Raw genomic sequence first — 20,797 nt, 5'->3', positions numbered from 1 at the left:
TAGCTTTTAAAATTACATAAAATCTATTTTTACTTCTTTCATTACAAAAAACCCTTGAACTTCAAAAGCTTTTTTAGCAACTTTTCTGCATAATAAGCAGTCAAAGTTGCAATATTAGCAATATCTATGTCAGCACCTACTAAACGGTACAATTTGCACTGATCTCTCCAATCCAATCAGGATAGGACCAATAATGGTTGCTGCACTAAGTTCTTACAACATTTTGCTAGAAATTGAAGATGAATGATATTCAGACATCACTAAAATATTAACCGGTTTCGTTAGTCCCATAAAGGAACATTGTTGCATTAATTTCGAATTAAGAGTTACATCAGCACTTATTTCTCCTTTCTTCATCAAATTCAAAGTCAACTTTATGTTCACATAAAATATAAACAGCTCTCTGAACACGTTGTTTAACTTGATCTTTTATATGACCAAAAGTAGAAAACGCTACCCACGGTTGATATCCAAATCCACAAACAAAAAAAGCTTTCTGTTTAGCTATATCAGCAAATTTTTCAGCATTTGGATGCTCATAAACAGCTGTATCAGTAATAAAAAAGTGCGTCCGCGACAAATAGCTATCGAAATACCAATTAATCGTTTTTATAGTTTCTTAATCAATCATTCGACGTCGACGTATATCTCCAAGGCCGTTTCATAATTGCCTGTTACTCTTGTAATCATTGCATCAACATCACTCAAAGCTAACATATAGGTAAAAAAATAATTGCGATCATTATTGATAATATTATGACAATCATGCAACAGCCAGCCTTGGCGCTGCATCTTTTTATAAAATACTGAGTATAAGCATCAATGCAACAAGATCGCTTTGCATTCAGAATAGAAATTCTTTCACGCTCAAGATCAATTCCTGCAATAGAGAAAGTATCTTTAATCTGTTCTTCATGACCAATTAAAATTGCTTTCCCTAGTTTTTGGTGAACGCAAGGTACAGCCGCTCACATGACCAGCTTTTCTTCCCCTTCTGCAAAAACAATTTTCTTTATTACTTGACAAACATAATCATAAACACCAAGCCATAATCATAAACACCAAGCATCGTGAATGCAATCGGATCACGTTGAGCATTCAAATCACGTTCATACGCTTTAAATCATGAATATGCTTTCTAGCAACACTGGTTTCCATCGCTCCTTTTTCCACCGTAATTAAAACAACTGTCAGTAAAAGTGGATCAAATGGAACTAGAATAAATATAATTGGGACCAAATTTCAGACGGTTTCCATGATAAACTCCTACAATACCATCAGAGACTTCCTCATGAGCTAATTTTGCAATAGCTTTTTCTGCAGCAATTTTCATACTTTCATTGATAACCGTTATACAAACATCAAGAGTATCCCGAAATATATAGGGAAAACAAAGAACATTATTAATTTGATTGGGATAGTCTGATCGACCTGTTTACTATAATAGCATCATCACCTATTTCTGCTATTTCTTCAGATGTAATTTTTGGATCAGGATTATCCATAGCAAAAATAATTGATTGTGGCGCCATTGATTTTACCATTTCAGTGATTAGTGCATCTTTTTCGAAACTACAAAAAATATATCAGCACTTTCCATTGCTTCAGAAAGGGTGCATTTATCTGTTTTAATGGCATGAACGATTTTCCAATGATTCATCCCCTCTTTACGACTTTCATAGACAACACCTTTTTGTATCACACAACAAAATATCTCAAGATCGAAAACTCTTTACCTTAATGAATTTAATACAAGAAATTTCTGCAAAACCTGCTCCATTACACACTAATCATGTATCTTGCATATTACGCTCCGTTAAATGCAAAACGTTTATCACACCAGCAGCCACAATAATTACTTTACCATGATGATCATCATGAAAAACAGCAACATTCATGAATTCGCGCAAACGGCTCTCAAAAAAACAATCAGGTGCTTTAATATCTTCAAGATTAATGCCACCAAAAGATGGTTCCAAATACCGTATAGATTAATAAAGCTTTTTGTATTGTTCGTATCAGTTTCTAAATCAAACCAATTGAATCCACATCTGAAAATCGTTTAAAGAAAACTGCTTTTCCTTTTATCACTGACTTAGATGTCAAGGCACCATTACCCAAACCCAAAACAGCTGTCCCATTTGATATAACAGTGACAAGATTCCCTTTTGTCGTACAACCAATCGTAAGCCATTAACCGATTTTCAGCAATTTCTTTTTCTTTAACTGGAACAGAAATACCCCGTGAATAAGCAAGTGCTAAATCATACTGTATTGCTATAGATTCTGTTGCAACAATTTCAAGCTTACCAGGACAATCACCACTGTGAAAATCAAGAACTTCTTGCTCGCATACACTATAAAATTTTTTATATGTTGTTTGGTCCTGTCCATTTTTTTATTTCACTTACTTTCTGAAAACACATAAATTTTGATTAAAAATTTGATTCATATGCCAAAAATCGTTATGCTCTCTTTATAAAAGCACCTTATCATGCGCTTCATTTTAAAGGTAATTAAGATATATTTCGAAATAAATAAAAAAGGCCAAAAAAGCCCACATTAAAGAGGGAAAAATCGTACTAAAATGGAAAAAGAGACTGAACATAAAAATGATTCACTCCAACACCCTACGATTCCACCCAATACTCATCAAGAGCGTCTTACACCTATGATGGAGCAGTATATAGAAATAAAAGCTCTTAATAGTGATTCTCTTCTTTTTTATCGTATGGGTGATTTCTATGAATTATTTTTTAACGATGCGATTGAAGCTGCTCAAGCCTTAGGGATTACACTCACAACACGCGGTAAACATTTAGGTAAAGATATCCCGATGTGTGGTGTTCCTGTTCACTCTGCAGATGATTACTTACAAAAACTTATTGCCTGCGGTTATCGCGTTGCCGTATGCGAACAAATAGAAGATCCTGCAGAAGCAAAAAAGCGTGGTTCAAAATCAGTTGTTCAACGGGATGTGGTCCGCCTTATAACACCCGGAACTATAACAGAAGAAAAACTTCTTGATCCAACACGTGCAAATTATCTCATGACACTTACTCGCACTATAATAAGCAATAGAGAGGAATATGCCCTTTCTTGGATTGATATTTCTACTGGTATATTTCGAGTTACAGAAAGTCGTCATGAAAATCTCTTAACAGACATTATGCGTGTGGACCCACAAGAGGTAATTGTAGCAGATTCACTTTTCCATGATAAATCTCAAAAAGCTCTTTTCAATGTTCTTGGTCATATTATCTCCCCTCAACCAGAAAATCTTTTTGATACCACCACTGCTGAACGAGATATTTGTCATTACTTCAAACTCTCAACCCTTGAAGGCATTGCTGATTATTCTCGTTCAGAACTTTCAGCAATCGCGGCTGCTATTCGCTATATCGAAAAAACACAAATCACACACCGTCCCCCTCTCATGCGACCTGAGCGTCAAAATGAAAGCACAACTCTTTTCATTGATACAGCAACAAGATTTAGCCTTGAACTCATTCGAACCACATCCGGTCAACGCGATGGCAGTCTACTAAAAGCAATTGATCGTACTGTCACAGGAGGTGGTTCACGCCTTCTTGTTGATCGTTTAATTTCTCCCCTAACCAATCCAACAGCTATTGACAAACGTCTTGATTCAATAGATTTTTTTCTGCGTAATCCTCCTCTTGCAGAAGCTATTAAACTTATTTTGAAAGGAGGACCAGATATGCCACGCGCAGTATCACGTTTAGCGCTTGGTCGAGGAGGACCGCGTGATATGGGTACAATCCAGCGCGGTTTTGAAATCATCAATGAAATTAATCAAATTCTTAATAATGAATTACTTCCTCAAGAAATCAATGATGTACGAGAGGTATTCTCACACTTACCTACCACTCTGCATTTTCATCTAGAACAAGCACTGGCTGACGATCTCCCTCTTTTCAAGCGGGACGGTGGTTTTATTCGTCTTAATTATCACCAAGAATTAGATGAAATGCGTAATTTGCGAGATGAATCGCGTTGTGTCATTGCTAGACTCCAAGCACAATATGCTCAAGAAACAGATATCAAAACACTCAAAATTAAACATAACAACATTTTAGGTTACTTTATTGAAGTCACGAACTTACAAGCATCAGCTCTCACAAACACTCCACAAGCAAAAGCCCGTTTTATCCACCGACAGACAATGGCAAATGCCATGCGCTTCACCACAACAGAGCTGACCGAACTCGAAAGTCGTATTGCCCATGCAGCAAATCATGCCTTGACACTTGAATTGGAAATTTTTGATACACTTGTTTATGAAATTACCGAACAAATTGATTTCATTCGTCAAGCTGCTGAAGCCCTTGCTATTTTAGATGTATCTGTTGCTTTAGCTCACTTAGCTGAAGAGCAAGGATATTGTCGTCCCAAAATTGATAATTCATTAGCCTTTCATATTACCGCTGGCCGTCATCCCGTTGTAGAACAAGCATTACGAAAACAAGCTGCAGAACCATTTGTTGCCAATGACTGTGACCTTTCAGCACGGAACCAACATCCAAATGCAGACATTTGGTTGTTAACAGGCCCCAATATGGGAGGAAAATCAACTTTTTTACGACAAAATGCTCTCATTGCTATTATGGCGCAAATGGGCTCATTTGTCCCAGCCACTTCAGCTCATATTGGCATTGTTGATCGTTTATTCAGTCGTGTTGGTGCTTCTGATGATCTTGCTCGAGGACGCTCAACCTTTATGATGGAAATGGTTGAAACAGCAACTATTCTCAATCATGCCAGTAGTCATTCTCTCGTCATCCTTGATGAAATTGGACGAGGAACGTCAACTTTTGATGGTCTTTCAATTGCTTGGGCGACAGTTGAACATCTCCATGAGATAAATCGCTGTCGCGCTATTCTTGCTACACATTTTCATGAAATGACAGCGTTAACCAAAAAACTCAATCGCCTTCATAATGTAACAATAAAAGTCAAAAATTGGAATAGCGATGTCATTTTTCTTCATGAAGTCACTAAGGGCACTGCTGATCGCTCCTATGGTGTACAAGTTGCAAAGCTGGCTGGCTTACCTGCAACAGTTATTTCTCGTGCAACAGATGTTCTGCGCCAATTAGAACAAGGTGAAATGTCGGGAAAAGGGCATAAATTAATTGATAATTTGCCGTTATTCCCTCTTAAATTAACATCTTTCACAAATGAAAAAAATGAAAAATGTTGCGCGATTAAAGATGCTTTTAAAAATATCGATCCTGATGAATTATCACCTAAAGCTGCTTTAGAAGAACTCTACCGTCTCAAACAACTTGATAAGCAATAGACTGGCGATACAAAGTTAAAGAAAAATCTTACAATAATAAATTTTCATATTCCTAAAAGGCTTTTTTATTTAGCTAAAAAATTAAATTAAAAAAGTTCTAATCTGTACCAACGATTTAAAAAATGAATTAAATTCATCTTTCATACTCATAGAATAATCACAAAAATATTATAAAATATACAAACGACAATACTGTTTGATCATCTTTTTATAATAACGCTCAGAATTTTAGCTATCGGAACCATAAAATTTCAAATCATTTTATGAAGCCCATTTGGCAATTGTAGTTTACAACCAATAAAGAATCTTCATAAAAAATACTCATAATCTTTACTTATTTATTCCTTAACGATTCCAAATGTAAAATAGCATATTATAATTGTAAACATATACTTTATGAAGGAGCTTTTAGCTTATTATTACTATATCTCCTATTATAAATGATAACAAAACTTTATGATATTTTTATAAAGCTTTTTAAGTATTAAATAATAATGAAATGATTTTTATCTCGATGAATATACCAAACTCTATTTTCGAATGTTCTCATTTTATTAAGGAAAATATTTGATCTTTTTGGTGGAGCTAAGCGGGATCGAACCGCTGACCTCTTGCATGCCATGCAAGCGCTCTCCCAGCTGAGCTATAGCCCCACAAAAGAAAATAAATAATCTGTAAGAATTCTTAGAACGAGACAAACTGAAGATCAAGAAAAATCTATATTCAGTAAAATAGAACATAATATCTTCTTGCTTTTCTTAAACATCATCATTAGAGACGCCATTTCCAAGGATATCAGCCACATCATCATCTTCATCGCTTTCGTCATGAGATAAAAATGTATCATCACCAAGATCTACATCACCATCATCCAAATCAGGAAGCTCATCATCTTTAGACACATCGACTTCTTCTTCAAGTAACATAAAGGCAGACTTCTCAAGTGCCGTATCAAGCTCTTCAGTATCAACCTCTTCTTCATTACTTGCTTCAACCGCTGCAACCTCAAAATAAGAGCGCGGATAAGAAAGCCCTGTATAAGGTGACACAATAGGGTCACGATTAAGATCATAAAATTTCTTTCCCGTTTCCGGGTCAACACGTTTGGTTCCAAGTTCTGGTTTTGCCATAGACCGTGCCTCTTTGTTTAGTTAAATTGCATTAAAAACGGATTTCATGGTGCTTAAGCGAAAAAGTATTCACTTGTCAAAGAGAAATAAATAATTACACACCAATTTTCCCATGACGCTTATTACAACATATGATAAAGAGCGTCTAATTTTTTTTAATTCATATCTTATTAAATAAAGATTCGATGTATAAAGCAATACCAGCAACTGCTAAAAAATCAACTAATCTTTCTGGCACTATCAAAATACCAGGAGATAAATCAATCTCCCACCGAGCAGTTATATTAGGAGGATTGGCGCATGGAGAATCACATATTTATGGACTTCTTGAAAGTGATGACGTTCTGCGTACAGTCACCATCATGCAAGCTATGGGAGCACAATGTTACAAGAAAAATAACCTTTGGATTATTCGTGGAACCGGTAATGGTTGTTTACTGCAAGCACGAACACCCTTAAATTTTGGCAATTCTGGAACAAGTGCTCGCCTGATCATGGGACTGGTTGGTTCTTATCATATGAAAACAACTTTTCTCGGCGATGCCTCACTGTCTAGACGTCCAATGGAGCATATCCTCAATCCATTGCGTTTAATGGGAGTTGAAATTGAACCAACTCTTGGTAATCACTTACCTTTAACGCTTTACGGTCCCAAAATGGCTAACCCGATTCGGTACCGTGTACCTATGGCTTCCGCTCAAGTAAAATCAGCAGTCCTTCTTGCTGGTCTCAATACTGCTGGTACTACAACTGTTATTGAACCAACCCTCACACGAGATCATACAGAAAAAATGCTCAAAGCATTTGGTGCTGAACTTGATATAGAAACAGATAAAGAAGGCGCGCGTTTCATCTCTCTAAAAGGCCAGCCACATCTTACCGGACAAATCATTAATGTTCCAGGTGACCCATCCTCAGCTGCTTTTCCAATTATCGCAGCCCTTCTTGTAGAAGATTCTGATATCACACTTGAAAATGTTCTCATAAACGACTCTAGAATGGGATTCATCCAAACATTGTGGGAAATGGGTGCTAAAATTGAACTTTTGAACCAACGCGAAATAGGTATAGAAAATGTTGCCGATATACGGGTTAGATCATCAGAATTAAAAGGTGTGACTATACCAAAAGAACGAGCACCATCAATGATTGATGAATATCCTGCTTTAGCAATAACGGCAGCCTTTGCGAATGGCACAACAGTTATGTCAGGAATTAAAGAATTGCGTATTAAAGAATCGAACCGGCTTTCCGCGCTTGCCGAAGGATTCAAAATCAATCATGTTCATTGTGAAAAAGGAAATGATTTTCTTATTGTTCATGGAAAAAACTCTATCAAAGGTTTAGGAGGTGGATACGTTACCACACACCTTGATCATCGAATTGCAATGTGTTTTCTTATTTTTGGACTAGTCTCAGAAAAACCTGTTATTATTGATGATAAACGGATGATTGCTACCAGTTTTCCAGAATTTATTCCCTTAATGCGTCAACTTGGAGGCCAAATCTATTGAAACCTTTTATTATTGCGATTGATGGCCCAGCAGCTTCTGGCAAAGGAACCTTAGCAAATCAAATCGCTGCCCATTACCATCTTCATCATTTAGATACTGGTCTAACTTATCGTAGTGTTGGCTATTTTCTTTTAAAACAAAATTTGGCCCTAGATGATGAAATAAACGCTGTTGCATATGCTAGAAAACTTGATCTTAACTCTCTAAATCCAGATCTTCTCACTTCCCCTGATATTAGCGAAGCCGCATCAAAAATAGCGACCATACCAGCTGTGCGTGAAATTCTTGTTAGCAAACAACGTGACTTTTCTCAAAAATTACCAGGAAGCGTACTTGATGGCCGCGATATTGGTACTGTTGTCTGTCCTCATGCAGATATAAAATTTTATGTCCTAGCAAATATTCAAACACGTGCAAAACGCCGTTACCAAGAAATTTTAAAAAAAGGAGGGCAGATAGATTATCATGAAATTTTGGCCAATCTTGAACAACGCGACAGACGTGATCTGACTCGAAAACATAGTCCTCTAAAACCAGCTAAAAACGCCCACTTGCTTGACACATCAGAATTGAGTATAAAAGAAGTATTGGAAACTGCTTGCGCCTTTATTGATCCTCTTATAAAAAACCATGCAGTTAAATAAAATCATCAAGGTGATTTCAAACCTAGCGCTTATCTTTCTTTCTATCAAAAGAAAGAGGGTTTCGATTCACCTCATATCAACACTAACCTAGCGCTTATACCTTTAGCAATATAAGGTATATATCAGGAGTTCTCATGTCACAATACAATCCCACTACAGCAGATTTTGAAACCCTTTTAATGGAATCATTTCAAACTAATGACCTTAATGAAGGATCTGTTGTTAAAGGTCACATCATTGCAATCGAAAAAGATATGGCCATTATTGATGCTGGTCTTAAAGTAGAAGGACGTATTCCACTTAAGGAATTTGGTAGTAAAGGTAAAGACGGTTCCTTGCAAATCGGTGATGAAGTTGAAGTTTACATTGAACGTATTGAAAACGCGCTAGGTGAAGTTGTGCTATCACGCGAAAAAGCACGTCGCGAAGAAAGTTGGATTCGTCTTGAAGAAAAATTTAATGCTGGTACACGAGTAGAGGGTGTTATCTTTAACCAAGTTAAAGGTGGTTTTACAGTTGATCTTGATGGTGCCATTGCTTTCTTGCCGCGTAGTCAAGTTGATATTCGGCCGATTCGCGACGCTGCACCTTTAATGCATAATTCACAACTCTTTGAGATTTTAAAAATGGATCGTCGTCGTGGCAATATTGTTGTCTCACGCCGCACTGTCTTAGAAGAGAATCGTGCTGAACAGCGTTTAGAAATTGTTCAAAATCTTGAAGAAAACCAAATTGTTGAAGGTATCGTTAAAAACATAACAGATTATGGAGCCTTTGTTGATCTTGGTGGCATTGATGGTCTTTTGCATGTTACTGATATGGCGTGGCGACGTATTAATCATCCATCTGAAATTTTAACAATTGGCCAAAATATCAAGGTTCAGATTATTCGCATCAATCAAGAAACGCATCGTATTTCGCTTGGAATGAAACAACTTGAAAATGATCCATGGGATAGTATTAACACCAAATATCCAATCGGTAAAAAAATTACCGGTTCTGTCACAAATATTACTGATTACGGTGGTTTTGTTGAAATCGAACCAGGAATCGAAGGACTTATCCATGTTTCTGAAATGAGTTGGACGAAAAAGAACGTGCATCCTGGGAAACTCCTTTCCACATCACAAGAAGTAGAAGTTGTTGTCCTTGAAATTGATTCTTCTAAACGCCGTATTTCTCTCGGTTTAAAACAAACATCTGAAAATCCGTGGGTAGCTTTTGCAAATAAATTCCCTGTAAATTCAAAAATTACAGGAGAAGTAAAAAACAAAACAGAATTTGGTCTTTTCATCGGTCTTGAAGGTGATGTGGATGGTATGGTCCATCTCTCTGATCTTGATTGGAATCGACCCGGTGAACAAGTTATTGATACTTATAACAAAGGTGATACCGTTCAAGCCGTTGTTCTTGATGTTGATGTTGAAAAAGAGCGTATTTCTTTAGGAATTAAACAGCTTTCCAGTGATAAGGTGAAAGAAGCGTCAGCATCTGGTGAATTACGTAAAGGTGCTATTGTTACATGTGAAGTCATAGGAATTAATGAAAATGGAGTTGATGTAAAACTTATTGAACACGATCTTGAAGTAACCATCCGCCGTACTGATTTGACACGTGATCGTGATGAACAACGTCCTGAGCGTTTTTCTATTGGACAAAAAGTTGATGCTCAAGTCACTGCATTTGATAAAAAAACCCGTAAGCTTTCAGTATCGATCAAAGCCTTAGAAATCAAAGAAGAAAAGGAAGCTGTTGCTCAATATGGATCTACAGATTCAGGAGCTTCTCTTGGTGATATTCTTGGTGCAGCTTTAAAAAAGCAAGAACAAGATTAATAATGAAACAAAAGGTCATTAATTTTTAGTGGCCTTTTTTCATTAGAAATTCTATTTTAACTCTTTAATTTTAAAAAAATTAAAAATTTACAATAAAAATAAAAACTTATTTTTAATGAAGTGTTCATTTATTGAGATAAAATACCAACAGTCTATTGAGTAAACAACAATTATCGAATGGCAATAGAATATTATTATGGTATCCATATTACATCGCAAGAAGTGGTTTTCTTCCCAAAAGGCAAAAATTCACTATCTCGATGAAACTAATTCCCCTATCCGTTCAACCAGTAAATCACAAGAAGAGCTTTATAAGTTAGGTCATAATATAGCCTCTGGCCAAGAAATCTTTCTTCCTGAATATAAAGAAGAAAATGATTTTCGTAGACGATTGATTGAAAATTCTAAACTTATTCTCCATGTCTTTCGCATCAATGATGTTGCTGCACGTAATAATGAAACAATTGCACCATCCGCCCAGTGGCTTATTGATAACCATTATACCATTGATAAAACTATACAGCAGCTATGCTGCAATTTTTCTAAGTCTTTCATCAAGCAACTCCCCCCTTACCAACAAAAGAAAGAAATTCCACGTATTTTCGCTTTAGCCTGGCTTTATGTTGCGCATACAGATAGCAGGTTTTTACAAGAAACACTTACAGCAATGGTGAATGGTTTTCAAAAAGTTTGTACTCTAAAAATTAGTGAATTGTGGGCGCTTCCTTTTGTTGTTCGTATGATCTTAATTGAAAATGTCCGTCGTCTTTCATTGCGTATTGAGCAAGCACGGTATATGCGCTCTCTTGCTAATCAAGTAGCTGATAAAACTGCCCTTGCAAAAAATGAAACTCAATTAAATATTCTCACTCTTTATGAAAAACTAACTTCTCATTCGACTTTTTCAGCTCATTTATTTTACCGTCTGCGAGGTACATCTGTTGATTCAACAAGAGCATTAACCTGGCTTGAAGAACAGTTGTATCTTCATGGTAGTAGCACAGAAATGATAACAGCTGATGAACATACTCGTCAAACAACAGATGGTATAACCATGGGCAATATTATTCGTGCTCTCAAAACTATTGATGATGTTGATTGGACAGCATGGTTTGAAACAGTAAGTTGTGTAGACTTTATCCTGCGTGAAAATAGTGATTTTTCTGAAATTGATTCTCACTCACGCAATGCTTATCGACAAGTCATCGAAACGATCGCACATCGTTCACCTCTTAGTGAAGTAGAAATTGCACGTAAAGCTGTAGAGATGGCGCAAACTTGCTCTCAAGATGTTGCTCATAAAAATAATTTTTCTGTTGGATGGTACCTTGTTGATGACGGACGTTCTATTTTTGAAGAAGCCTGCGGATACAATCCATCATTTCTGACAAAATGGATACAAACTTATTATCGTTTAAAAATAGGAGCCATTGCAATCCCTGTTTCTCTTTTAATACTTGTTCTTTTGTTTGCGATCTATACTTCGTTACGAATATCCGGCCTGAAAACATTAATGACACTCCTCTTCACTGCACTAGCTCTTTTTCCTACTATGGATGCCGCTTTTGCTTTTTTTAACACTGTTGTGTCATGGTTTGTTCCACCAAATCAGCTCATTGGTTATGAATATAAAGAGGGTATTCCCGAAGATGCGCGTACAATAGTCGTTGTCCCTACTTTAATCACATCACGTAATGATATCGATGAACAAATACGTAATCTTGAAGTGCACTATCTTTCTAACCCTCAAGGTGCCATTCATTTTGCTCTTATCACGGACTGGGCAGATGCCCCTTTTGCGGAAACACAAAACGACCTTGATCTGTTGCACTATGCACAAAAGGGTATTGCTCAACTTAACCATCGTTATCATCGTGATACCACTCCCCTATTTTTTCTTCTCCATCGTCGGCGTCTCTATAATGCTCATGAAAAATGTTGGATGGGGTGGGAACGCAAGCGTGGGAAACTGCATGAGCTTAATCTCTTACTCCGAGGAAATAAAAATACCAGTTTTTATACTCCAGATCCACATCTTCCTATGGATTGTCGTTTTGTTATGACTTTGGACTCAGACACACGTTTAACTCCTGAAAGTGTCACTAAACTAGTTGGTAAGCTCAACCATCCACTTAATCGCCCTATTTTTTCTAAAAAAAATGGAGCAGTTGTAAAAGGCTACAGCATTTTACAACCCCGTATCACACCCTCTCTCACAGCAGAAGAAGAAACATCAATTCTGCAACGAGTTTTCTCTACTAATCGTGGAATTGACCCTTATGTCTTTGCTGTATCCGATACCTATCAAGATCTCTTGGGAGAAGGAACTTTCACTGGAAAAGGTCTTTATAATATCGATGCCTTTGAACAAGCACTGAATAATAAAATCAAAGATAATACTGTTCTTAGTCACGATCTTTTGGAAGGAAGTTATGCACGTGCTGCACTTGTAAGCGACGTAGAAATTATTGAAGATTATCCAACAGCCTATAACGTTGATATTGCTCGCCATCACCGTTGGATCCGTGGTGACTGGCAACTATTGCCTTATCTTTTAAACCACCATAACACGAGTCTAACTACACGCTGGAAAATGCAAGACAATTTGCGCCGTTCTCTCACACCACTCATGTGGCTTATCGCAGCAACAGCAGGATGGTCTCTTTTACCGTTAAAGATAGCAATTTTTTGGCAAATATTTCTTCTTCTCAGCCCCTTCATTGCACCAATTTTAGGTGTCCTTCGCACATTTATTCCTTCCAGTAGTGATTATTCTTTACGCGGACAGTTACAATTAATTTCAAGTAGCATTTCCTCTACAATATTAGAAATGCTTCTTAAAATCACATTTATAGCTCACTCAGCTTATTTTATGACTGATGCAATCATCCGCGCACTCTATCGCATGATGATCTCAAAACAGTATCTTCTTGAATGGAAAACTTCATCCGCAACGAAATCAATTCCCAATAGTTTAAGCTTCTATATTATCACTATGTGGCCAGCAGTGTTTATTGGTATTATTGCTATAGGATTACCACTATACTTTCATAATTCAACAATCTTGATTGCTTTACCCTTTGGGCTTCTTTGGTTTTTCTCACCACTGATTGCATGTATTGTCAGTAAACCAAAAACATTTCAAGATGTTCTTGATATATCTATATCTTCCAAAGATAAAAAAATACTACGATGCATTGCACGACGGACATGGTTTTATTATACAACTTTTGTCAATTCACAAAGTAATTATTTGCCACCTGATAATTTTCAGGAAGAGCCTGAACCTCTCGTTGCGCAGCGCACATCACCTACCAATATTGGAGTTTATCTGCTTTCTATTATTGCTGCACGCGACTTTGGTTGGATTAGCTTTGAAGATGCTATTACGCGAATTAAGTGCACATTAAGTACTCTTGAAAAAATGGAAAAGTTTCGTGGTCATCTTTATAATTGGTATGAAACAGATACACTTAAACCTCTTCTACCAACTTATGTTTCAACAGTTGATTCAGGCAATCTTGCAGGCCACTTAATAACATTGGCTTCCGCTTTAAGCGAATGGGCTGAAACACCTGACACTTTTTTACAAAGTGATCTAGATAGTTTATTCGATGTTAATAATATTCTTGAAGAAACCTTAAAAGAAATTCCTGATAATCTTAATATTCTTTATCCATTACGCCAACAGATCAAAGAGCATATTGCTAATTTTCATCACTCTGTTAGCGCACTCAAAACAAAATCAAAAACCGTTACGAACATTACTCGTCTTTCGATTACTGCTCGTAATATTGTACATTTGATCAACGAACTCGATAAAACAATCCAAACAAAAGAATCTGCTCACATGTTATCTTGGGCTAAATGTCTGGTAGAAACTTGTGAAGCTCATAAACATGATATTACCAGTGACTATGATATTAAAGAACTATGCAAAAAATTAAATATTTTATCTGAAAAAGCGCGACAAATAGCTTTTGATATGAAATTTGATTTTTTAGAACAAACTGAACGACAACTTTTATCTATTGGCTATCGCGTACAGGAAAATAAACTCGACGAAAGCTGCTATGATCTTCTAGCTTCAGAAGCACGTCTCGCAAGCTTATTTGCTATTGCTAAAGGCGATATTAAATTTAAACATTGGTTTCATCTCGGCCGATTACTTGTCCCAATTGGTTGGAAAGGTGCTCTATTATCATGGTCAGGATCCATGTTTGAATATCTCATGCCTTCTCTAGTTATGCATGAGCCCTTAGGATCGATACTCGATCAAACAAATCGGCTCATTATCCGCCATCAAATACAATATGCGCGTAAACGACGATTACCATGGGGTATCTCAGAAGCAGCATTTAATGCCCGTGATCACTTAATGAATTACCAATATTCTAATTTTGGTGTTCCAAGTCTCGGACTTCAACGCGGCTTATCACGCAATACCGTTATTGCTCCTTATGCCAGTCTTTTAGCTGCACAATATATGCCAGCTCAAGCCATCGCTAATCTAAAGCAACTACGTAATCTTGGTGCTTTAGGAACATATGGTTATTATGATTCTATTGATTTTACTCCTTCACGTGTGCAAAAAGGAAAAAAATATGCCATTGTGCGTAATTATTACGCGCATCATCATGGTATGTCGATTCTTGCTATCAATAATGTCATTTTTGAAGGGCGGATACGTGATCGCTTTCATCGTGATCCAGTTATAAAAGCTGCACAAATATTATTACAGGAAAGAGCTCCACGACAAATTCCTGTCATTCATACTAAAATCAACAATCCTATGCGCAATAATTCTAAAGGTTTTGATGATGCCCCTGTGCGCATTATTACGAATCCTCTTCTTAAACCTCGAGCAACTTTACTTCTATCAAATGGCTGTTATTCCATAATGATGACAGCAAATGGTTCTGGCTATAGCCGTTGGCATAATTATGCTATTACGCGTTTTATTCCTGATGCATCAGAAGATCAACAAGGGACTTTATTCTTCATCAAAGATACACACAATAAACGCTGGTGGTCTATCACCAATGAACCAACACGTGTGGCTGAAGAAGAAGTTGTCAGCATTTTTACAGATGAAAAAGCTGAATATACAAAAACGGTTGATGGCCTGAAATCAACACTTGAATGTCTTATTGCTTCTGAAGGTGATGGTGAAGGTCGACGTATACAATTAATCAACACAACCAACAAAGATCGAATAATTGAAATAACTTCTTATGGTGAATTAGCGCTTGCAACAATTGATAATGATTGTGCTCATCCTATTTTTTCACGGATGTTTATAGAAACAGAAATTCTTGATTCAGGTGGGACAATCTTAGCTAAAAGGCGCAAGCGTTCTCCTCATGATCCCAATATTCATATCGCTCATTTTGTTACTGATCCATCAGGAATTATTCCAGAAGCAGAAGCAGAAACTGATCGCCGTCTTTTTATCAGCCGTGGTCGATCTATTCATCATCCAATTGCCTTTGATCAAAATACTTATTTCAAAGGCAATCAAGGGTGTGTTCTTGATCCGATTATTTCAATCCGCAGTTGTGTAAAAGTTCCGGCGCATGGAAAAGCAGAACTTATTTTTTGGACTTTTGCGGCCGATTCAAAAGAAACGTTACAACATTACATTAAATACTATCGACAACCTGATATGTTCCAGCAAGAATTATCAAAAGCATGGACGCATTCACAAGTTTCACTGTATCAAAACAATATCAGTCCTAGAGAAGCTATTACTTATCAAAAATACATAACACCACTTATCTATCCTGATCGAAAATGGCGTCTTTCTCCCGAAATATTAGCAAAAACTCTTGGAAAACAATCTGATTTATGGCCAATGTCCATTTCAGGGGATTATCCTATTTGCCTACTCAGACTAGATAATGAAACGTATATCACTGTACTACGTGAGCTGCTTAAAGCATATGAGTATTGGCGTATGCGGGGTCTCATCGTTGATATAGTTATTTTAAATGAACAGACATTTTCTTATCTACAAGATACACAACGCGCCATTGAATGGGCATGTGAATCTTACCGTCACCGTACAAAAGAAATGAATGGACAACATCATATTTTTACCCTCCAACGCAATCAAATAAGCGAACAAAGTTTCAAAACACTTCTCGCGTCAGCCCGCATTATTCTGCATGCTCAAAATGGATCTTTATCTGAACAATTGAAACATATAGAAAATATTGATTCCGATTTAGTTATTCGCAGTCATAACCAAGAATCTAATAATAAATTAAACTACAAAAAATATAATAAAAGAACACAAAAAACCCCACGAACCAAACAAAATCTATTTTCTTCTATTGCTCTCGCTGACCAACAAAAAGCTTCTTCTTTCCCCATACAGCGCGAAGATCTGCAATATTGGAATGGTTATGGTGGTTTTAATCAGCATAACCATTACGTAGTGCGTCTAAATGGATGTCAAACAACGCCACATCCATGGATTAACATAATTGCAAACCATAGCTTTGGCTTTCACGTATCCGCTGAAGGAACAATCTTCACCTGGGCTAATAATAGCCGTGATTACCAATTAACTCCTTGGAGCAATGATCCCATTACCAATCGTCCAGGGGAAGCGCTATATCTTGTTGATCGCTTTTCTTTAAAATGTTTTTCTCCAGTTTCTGCTGTCGAATGTGATGATAGCGTCATTTATGAAGCTTGCCATGGTTTTGGATTTTCAACTTTTAAATCTACACATTCAGATATTGCATTAGAACTTACCCACACACTTAATCGAGAAAAGCCAATTCGTTTTTCTCGTCTCATCATTAAAAATAAAGGAAAAAAATCCCATAGCTTACGCCTTTATAATTATGCTGAATGGGTTTTAGGCAACATTCGCACAAAATACGCACCTTTTATTATTCCCCATTACGATCCTAAACGTGGTGCACATTTTATCCAGAATCCTTATCACATCGAAAAATCTCAACAGGTTACTTTCTTATCAGCGTCCGAAATGCCAACCAGTTTTACTACTGATCGTACTGAATTTATCGGTACAACAGGAACAGTTCAACATCCACAAGCTATCCGTAAAGCTGAAGCACTTTCAAATACAGTAGAACCAGGTCGTGATCCTTGTTCAGCACTTGTCTATGATATCGATTTACAACCAGGACAAGCAAAAGAAATCATTTTCTATCTTGGCAGTGCTGAAAATATAGAAAAAGCTGAAAAGCTACTAGATCAAGTGCGTAAAGATGATTTTAAAGTTCTCCTTGCACAACAAAAACAACAATGGAATGATTTTGTTTCTCCATTACAAGTAAAAACCCCTGATCCCTCTTTTGATATTATGGTCAATCATTGGCTACCCTATCAAATTTATGCATGCCGTTTGATGGCACGCTCAGCTTTTTATCAAGCCAGTGGAGCATTTGGTTTCCGTGATCAATTGCAAGACAGTTTATCTTTATTATTGCTTGAACCACAATTAGCACGTGAACACTTGTTAAATGCAGCAGCACACCAATTTCCCGAAGGAGATGTACAGCATTGGTGGCTTCCTGATACAAATGCTGGTGTCCGCACATTTATTTCTGATGATGTCGTTTGGCTTGCTTATGGAACAGCCCTATATGTTAACACCACTGGCGATGATGCATTTCTTGATACTCCAGTTCCTTTTATCGAAGGTCCCCCTTTAGCCGCAGGGCAACATGATTCTTATTTCCAGCCTACACAATCCTCCAACATTACAACACTTTATGAACATTGTGCTTTAGCTTTAGATCTCGCTATCAAACGCTGTGGACCACATAATCTACCCCTTATTCTAGGTGGTGATTGGAACGATGGTATGAACTTGGTGGGTATTGAAGGAAAAGGTGAAAGTATCTGGCTGGGATGGTTTCTTGGTACTACCTTACAAGCATTCATTCCTCTCGCTAAAAACCGTAGTGATCATAGCCGTGCTAAAGCCTGGAGTGCATATTTGAAACGTCTAACCAAAGCTCTAGAAAAAAATGGTTGGGATGGTGCTTGGTATAGACGTGGTTATTTTGATGACGCAACCCCTCTTGGATCTAAAATAAATGCTGAATGTCAAATTGATGCTATTGCCCAATCTTGGGCTGTAATTTCAAAAATGGCATCTTCTAAACGCCAAAAACAAGCAATGGCATCACTGCTTGATCATCTCTATGATGAAAAAACTGGTCTCATACATCTTTTCTGGCCACCTTTCAACAAAAGTACCCTTGAACCAGGTTATATTAAAGGTTATCCTCCAGGAATTCGAGAAAATGGCGGACAATATACTCACGGTGCTATTTGGAGCATTTTAGCACTTGCTGAAATAGGAGAAGAAGACAAAGCTTACACGCTGTTTTCGAGGATAAATCCTATCAATCATGGCCAAAATCCAGAAATTTATCGTGTTGAGCCCTATGTTATGGCGGCAGATATTTACACAGTTGAACCATATCGTGGACAAGGTGGCTGGACATGGTATACAGGCTCAGCAGGATGGTTTTATCGTGCAGCAACACAAACTATCCTTGGGCTTCATCTTCAAGCTGGAAAGCTATTTTTACGCCCACATTTACCCTCATCCTGGCCTGAATATGAAGCAAAAATGAAATTCCACAATGCTGTTTATAAAATTAAAGTCAGACGAGCAAATAAAAATATGCTCAATATTGATGGAAAAGAGTATATCAAAATTGATAGAGGTATAAAATTAAAAAAAACAGGCAACCATGAAATTGTATATACCCTAGATAAACAATGAAGGACTTTTTTATATTGCTCAAAACTATAAAATTGTTATAGTTTATACATTTCTTGTAATGACCATGTTGGGATACGCAACAGTTTTAGATTTTACTCAACGAAAAAGAGAAAAGGTCATGAATTGTACAGATATTGCTAGACGTGTCTATAACCATACGTGGAAACTTGATCCAATCATTCGTTCTCTTCTTGATACAGATTTTTATAAGCTTCTTATGGTGCAGATGATCTGGGGACTGTATCCAGATGTTAATGTCACTTTCTCTCTCATAAACCGCACAAAAACAATTCTCCTTGCCAATGATATTGATGAAGGTGAGTTGCGCGCTCAACTTGATCATACCCTTAGCTTGCGCTTTACTAAAAAAGAAATGATCTGGCTTGCTGGCAATACATTTTATGGACGTAAAAGGATTTTTGAACCAGATTTTCTACAGTGGCTTGAAAATTTTCAGCTTCCAGAATACGAACTAACCTGCAAAGATGGTCAATATATCCTTCGTTTTGATGGACCATGGGCTTATAGCTCTATGTGGGAAATTCCTGCTCTTGCTATTATTAGTGAATTACGTTCACGTGCTGCTATGAAAAATCTTGGTCGTTTTGCACTTGATGTTCTTTACGCCCGTGCCAAAACAAAAATGTGGAGCAAAATTGAACGACTTAAAAAACTACCTGATATTAAAATATCTGACTTTGGCACTAGACGTCGACACTCTTTTTTATGGCAACGCTGGTGTGTTGAAGCATTAAAAGAAGGAATTGGCAATTCTTTTACAGGCACTTCTAATGTTCTTTTAGCTATGGACACAGATTTAGAAGCTCTTGGCACAAATGCACATGAATTACCTATGGTTATCGCTGCTCTTACAAACAATGACAACGAACTGCGTAAAGCATCTTATCAAGTCTTACAAGATTGGAATCGTTATTATGGTGGCAATCTTTTGATTGTTTTGCCTGATACTTTTGGCACAGAAGCGTTTTTACGCAACGCCCCAGAATGGGTGGCAGATTGGACAGGTTTTAGACTGGACAGTGCTCCACCTATTGAAGGGGGTGAACGCACCATCAAGTGGTGGCAAGAAAAAGGAAAAAAGCCACATGAGAAATTATTAATTTTTTCCGATGCGCTAGATATAGACACAATCGAGAAAACTTATCACCACTTTCACGGCAGAGTCCACATGAGTTTTGGTTGGGGAACTAACCTCACTAATGATTTTGAAAACTGCGCACCTCAAGATATTGCAAACCTTGAAGCTATCTCCCTTGTTTGTAAAGTTACTCACGCTAATGGCCGACCAGCTGTAAAACTTTCAGACAATCCTGAAAAAGCTATTGGTGATCCACAAGAAATACAACGCTATTTAAATTTTTTTGGGAATGAACAACGCATTGCTAAATCTGTAAAAGTTTAATCATTAATCAATTTGTATAAAAATAAACTTCTTAACAGTAAACTCACCCAATAAAATCTTTCTCTTAAAATATATAATAATATCCTAATTCTAATGATCTAGCTTTGCCCGTCACAATAACACTCACTGGCACAGTAATTATTTTTAATGAA

At 37.0% G+C, this 20,797-nt stretch carries 7 protein-coding genes, 1 tRNA gene and 1 pseudogene; 6 read left to right on the top strand and 3 right to left on the bottom strand.

Annotation, left to right across the window (positions count from 1 at the left end; translation table 11 throughout):
- Window positions 1–41 precede the first annotated feature (41 nt).
- A pseudogene (locus T420_RS07455) lies at window positions 42–2,299 on the bottom strand (phosphate acyltransferase).
- A gap of 288 nt (window positions 2,300–2,587) precedes the next feature.
- On the opposite strand from T420_RS07455, the gene mutS reads away from it, so the two are divergent.
- The gene (gene mutS, locus T420_RS0100530) at window positions 2,588–5,323 is read left to right on the top strand and encodes a DNA mismatch repair protein MutS (RefSeq protein ID WP_013544462.1); all 2,736 of its coding nucleotides are present in this window, start codon (window positions 2,588–2,590) and stop codon (window positions 5,321–5,323) included.
- A gap of 577 nt (window positions 5,324–5,900) precedes the next feature.
- Here the strand turns inward: mutS and T420_RS0100525 are convergent.
- Window positions 5,901–5,976 (bottom strand) — tRNA-Ala (locus T420_RS0100525).
- Between the two features lie 105 nt (window positions 5,977–6,081).
- Window positions 6,082–6,453, bottom strand: coding sequence for a TIGR02300 family protein (locus T420_RS0100520; protein WP_013544461.1), 372 nt, complete (start codon window positions 6,451–6,453; stop codon window positions 6,082–6,084).
- Window positions 6,454–6,638: 185 nt separating this feature from the next.
- Between T420_RS0100520 and aroA the strand changes: the two genes are divergently transcribed.
- The 5 genes from aroA to pncB all read left to right on the top strand — a co-directional run bounded on the left by aroA (window position 6,639) and on the right by pncB (window position 20,645).
- Window positions 6,639–7,967: a 3-phosphoshikimate 1-carboxyvinyltransferase gene (gene aroA, locus T420_RS0100515; RefSeq protein WP_013544460.1), complete on the top strand. Its 1,329-nt coding sequence runs from the start codon at window positions 6,639–6,641 to the stop codon at window positions 7,965–7,967.
- Window positions 7,964–8,611, top strand: coding sequence for a (d)CMP kinase (cmk, locus tag T420_RS0100510; protein ID WP_013544459.1), 648 nt, complete (start codon window positions 7,964–7,966; stop codon window positions 8,609–8,611). The genes aroA and cmk overlap by 4 nt, the downstream gene beginning before the upstream one ends.
- Before the next feature lie 134 nt (window positions 8,612–8,745).
- Window positions 8,746–10,446, top strand: coding sequence for a 30S ribosomal protein S1 (gene rpsA, locus T420_RS0100505; protein ID WP_013544458.1), 1,701 nt, complete (start codon window positions 8,746–8,748; stop codon window positions 10,444–10,446).
- A 196-nt stretch (window positions 10,447–10,642) separates the two neighbouring features.
- Window positions 10,643–19,222: a glycoside hydrolase family 94 protein gene (locus T420_RS0100500; protein ID WP_026501050.1), complete on the top strand. Its 8,580-nt coding sequence runs from the start codon at window positions 10,643–10,645 to the stop codon at window positions 19,220–19,222.
- Window positions 19,223–19,340: 118 nt separating this feature from the next.
- Window positions 19,341–20,645, top strand: coding sequence for a nicotinate phosphoribosyltransferase (gene pncB / locus T420_RS0100495; protein ID WP_013544456.1), 1,305 nt, complete (start codon window positions 19,341–19,343; stop codon window positions 20,643–20,645).
- The last annotated feature ends 152 nt before the right edge of the window (window positions 20,646–20,797 follow it).

The sequence above is a fragment of the Bartonella clarridgeiae ATCC 51734 genome, assembly GCF_000518185.1.
In the GTDB taxonomy this organism is placed as follows: Bacteria; Pseudomonadota; Alphaproteobacteria; order Rhizobiales; family Rhizobiaceae; genus Bartonella; species Bartonella clarridgeiae.
Note: the sequence above shows the minus strand (reverse complement) of the source record. Positions and strands in the feature narration are given on the sequence as shown.